The 3,946-nt window shown below is 69.6% G+C and carries 3 protein-coding genes; all 3 read left to right on the forward strand.

Going from position 1 to position 3,946, the window contains the following annotated elements; genetic code table 11:
• Nucleotides 1-152: 152 nt before the first annotated feature.
• The 3 genes from pheA (at nucleotide 153) to FNH08_RS46510 (ending at nucleotide 3,858) form a co-directional block, all read left to right on the forward strand.
• Nucleotides 153-1,088, forward strand: a complete 936-nt coding sequence (gene pheA, locus FNH08_RS46500; RefSeq protein WP_152777812.1) for a prephenate dehydratase — start codon at nucleotides 153-155, stop codon at nucleotides 1,086-1,088.
• 674 nt (nucleotides 1,089-1,762) lie between these two features.
• Nucleotides 1,763-3,040 carry a serine--tRNA ligase gene (gene serS, locus FNH08_RS46505; RefSeq protein WP_322726541.1) on the forward strand — a complete coding sequence of 426 codons (1,278 nt, stop codon included), beginning with the start codon at nucleotides 1,763-1,765 and terminating at the stop codon, nucleotides 3,038-3,040.
• Entirely contained in the window at nucleotides 3,037-3,858 is an 822-nt protein-coding gene (locus FNH08_RS46510; RefSeq protein WP_322726542.1) for an HAD family hydrolase, read from the forward strand. The genes serS and FNH08_RS46510 overlap by 4 nt, the downstream gene beginning before the upstream one ends.
• Nucleotides 3,859-3,946 lie beyond the last annotated feature (88 nt).

Here is a 3,946-nt window from a genome sequence, read left to right on the forward strand (position 1 = left end):
GGGCGCGGGGGCGCGGAGGCGCGGAGGCGCGGAGGCGCGGAGGCGCGGAGGCGCGGAGGCGCGGAGGCGCCTTCTTGGGCAATGCATCGCCCTCAAGGGTGGTGGTATGGAAAGCGTGCGCCGGGCTCCGCCAGGCCCATTAGGGTGAGGCCATGCCAGCCAGTTACGCGTACCTCGGTCCCGAGGGCACCTTCACCGAGGTCGCCCTGCGCACCCTGCCGGAGACGGCGACCCGAGAGCTCGTCCCCATGGTCTCCGTCCCGGCCGCGCTCGACGCCGTCCGCAACGGCGAGGCCGAGGCAGCGTTCGTACCGATCGAGAACTCCGTCGAGGGCGGCATCACGACCACCCTCGACGAGCTGGTCGCCGGCGCCCCGCTGATGATCTACCGCGAGGTGCTCCTCTCGATCACCTTCGCCCTGCTGGTCAGGCCCGGGACGAAGATGTCGGAGATCAAGACTGTCTCCGCGCATCCCGCCGCGCAGCCGCAGGTCCGCAACTGGATGAAGGCCAACCTGCCGCCCGACGTCGTCTGGGAGTCGGCCGCGTCGAACGCTGACGGCGCCCGGCTGGTCCAGGAAGGCCGGTACGACGCCGCCTTCGCCGGCGAGTTCGCGGCGGCCCGGTACGGCCTGGAGGCCCTGGAGACCGGTATCCACGACGCGGAGAACGCCCAGACGCGCTTCGTGCTCGTCGGCCGCCCCGCCCGCCCCGCGGCGCCGACCGGTGCGGACAAGACCTCGGTGGTCATCTGGCAGCGCGACGACCACCCCGGTGGGCTGCGCGACCTGCTGGGCGAGTTCGCCGTGCGGGGCGTCAACCTGATGCTGCTGCAGTCCCGCCCCACCGGTAAGGGCATCGGGAACTACTGCTTCGCCATCGACGCGGAAGGGCACATCTCCGACCGGCGTGTGGCGGAGGCCCTGATGGGGCTCAAGCGGATCTGCCTGGAGGTGCGGTACCTCGGGTCGTACCCGCGCGCGGACGCGACCGTGAAGGATGTCCGGGTCCCTCAGCCGGGGACGTCCGACGCCGAGTTCGTCGCTGCTGCGGACTGGGTGGCGCGCTGCCAGGACGGCAGGTTCTAGGCGCACCTCCGCCGACAGGTCCCCGGTCCGCCGACCGGCCCCCGGCCACCTCAAGGTCGACTGAACGCAGCTTTCAGGCCACCTCCAGGCCGCTTCCGAGAGAAGGCGATTCCGGTTGTGCACAGGCCCCCACAACCGGTCCTACCTGCTGATTTTCTCCGCATACAGAAGTTATCCACAGGCTGACCTCCCGACCTGGGGACAAGTCGACAAGGCAGTGCCACTCAGTCGACAAATCTCCCTATGGGCCCCAACTTCATCCACAGCCCGGTACATCACCCTTCGTCCACCTGTTTCCCTCGGGCAGCCCCTTGGAGCGACCCGTTTCCACTCGAAAGTAGCTATGGAGATGGTTTGAAGCGGGAATTCCCCACTTCGCCCGCCACTCTCGAAATGATCGCGCCCGAAGTCCACAGATCTTTCGCACAGCCTGTGGATAACTTTCCCCGGGTTGTGGATCCCTGTGGACAGCCGCCCCCCAAGTCCCGCTCCCCACAAGGGATTAGAGTCAACGCGCGACCTCGGAACCGCCCCCTTTCAGGGAATCGATCTTCTGCCGATTGACGCTCCGGCGCGACTCCCGCAGGACTCGAAATTCCGGGCAAAAGCCAACAAAGATCGCGTATTGCAATTTCAAGTCGTGGGCCGGATCCGTGCACCGGTAGCCTTGAGGGGTGATTGACCTTCGCCTGCTCCGTGAGGACCCCGACCGTGTGCGTGCGTCGCAGCGCGCCCGTGGAGAGGACGTCGCGCTCGTCGACGCCCTCCTGTCTGCCGACGAGCGGCGCAGGTCGTCCGGCGTCCGCTTCGACGAGCTCCGCGCCGAGCAGAAGGCGCTCGGCAAGCTGATCCCGAAGGCCTCCGGCGACGAGAAGGCCGAGCTGCTGAAGAAGGCGGGCCAGCTTGCCGCCGACGTCAAGGCGGCCGACGCCGAGCGCGACGAGGCAGCGGCCGAGACCCAGGAACTCCTGGTCCAGCTCGGCAACCTCGTCCACCCCGACGTGCCCGTCGGCGGCGAGGAGGACTTCGTCACGCTGGAGACGCACGGCGAGATCCGCGACTTCGAGGCCGAGGGCTTCGCACCCAAGGATCACCTGGAGCTGGGCCAGATCCTCGGCGCGATCGACGTCGAGCGCGGCGCGAAGGTCTCGGGCTCGCGCTTCTACTTCCTCACCGGCGTGGGCGCCCTGCTGGAGCTGGCCCTGGTGAACGCCGCGATCGCGCAGGCCACGGCCGCCGGTTTCACACCCATGCTCACCCCGGCGCTGGTCCGCCCGCAGTCGATGGCCGGCACCGGCTTCCTCGGCCAGGCCGCCCAGGACGTCTACCACCTGGACAAGGACGACCTCTACCTGGTCGGCACGTCCGAGGTGCCGCTGGCCGCGTACCACATGGACGAGATCATCGACGCCGACCGCCTCCCGCTGCGCTACGCCGGCTTCTCGCCGTGCTTCCGCCGCGAGGCCGGTTCGCACGGCAAGGACACCCGCGGCATCTTCCGCGTCCACCAGTTCGACAAGGTCGAGATGTTCTCGTACGTCGCTCCGGAGGACTCGCAGGCCGAGCACCAGCGCCTGCTGGAGTGGGAGAGGCAGTGGCTGACGTCGCTGGAGCTGCCGTTCCGCGTGATCGACGTAGCGAGCGGTGACCTGGGCTCCTCGGCTTCGCGCAAGTTCGACTGCGAGGCATGGATCCCGACCCAGGGGAAGTACCGCGAGCTGACGTCGACCTCGGACTGCACCGAGTACCAGTCGCGACGGCTGTCGGTCCGTGTCCGCGACGGCAAGACGGTCCGCCCGCTGGCGACGCTGAACGGCACGCTGTGCGCCGTCCCGCGCACGATCGTCGCCATCCTGGAGAACCACCAGCAGGCCGACGGCTCCGTGCGGGTGCCCGAGGTGCTGCGCCCCTACCTCGGCGGCCGCGAGGTCCTGGAACCGGTAGCCAAGTGAGCGAGGCCGCCGCCCAGGACCTTCCGTACAAGCTGATCGCGACCGACCTCGACGGAACGCTGCTGCGCTCCGACCACACGGTCTCGGAGCGCACGCGCGCGGCACTCGCCGCCGCCACCACGGCGGCGGGCGCCGCGCACATCGTCGTCACGGGACGCTCCGTGCCGTGGACGAAGCACATCCTGGACGACCTCGGCTACCGCGGCCTCGCGGTCTGCGGCCAGGGCGCGCAGGTGTACGACGCGGGGGAGCACCGGCTGCTCACCTCGGTGACCCTGGACCGGCAGCTCGCGACACTGGCCCTGGCCAAGATCGAAGCGGAGGTCGGGCGCCTGCTGCTCGCCGCGAGCCGTGACGGCCTGGACGGCGAGGTGCTCGTCGGGCCCGGCTACCGGGTCCACGACGGCCCGCTGCCCTACGAGCCGATCCGGGACCCGGCGGACCTCTGGGCCGCTCCCCTGAACAAGGTGTACCTCCAACACCCGACCCTCTCCGACGACGAACTCGCCGACGCGGCCCGCCGGGTGGCGGGTGGCCTGGTCGGCGTCGTCATGGCGGGCGAGGGCATAGTGGAGATCCTCCCCCTGGGCCTGACCAAGGCCACCGGTCTCTCCCTGGCCGCCCGCCGCCTCGGCTTCCGCGCCACCGACACCCTCGCCTTCGGCGACATGCCCAACGACATCCCCATGTTCGCCTGGGCGGCCCACGGCATCGCCATGGCCAACGCCCACGAGGAACTCAAGGCCGTCGCCGACGAGGTGACCACCTCCAACGAGGAGGACGGCATAGCCGTGGTCCTGGAGCGGATGCTGGGCTAGGGCCTGTCGTTTGGATCACGCCTGGGCCGCGGGGCTTGGCACGCACATCTGCGGTCACAAGGAGCCCTGGGCCGAAGCCGGCGTGATC

Source organism: Streptomyces spongiae, from assembly GCF_009377185.1.
GTDB lineage: Bacteria > Actinomycetota > Actinomycetes > Streptomycetales > Streptomycetaceae > Streptomyces > Streptomyces spongiae.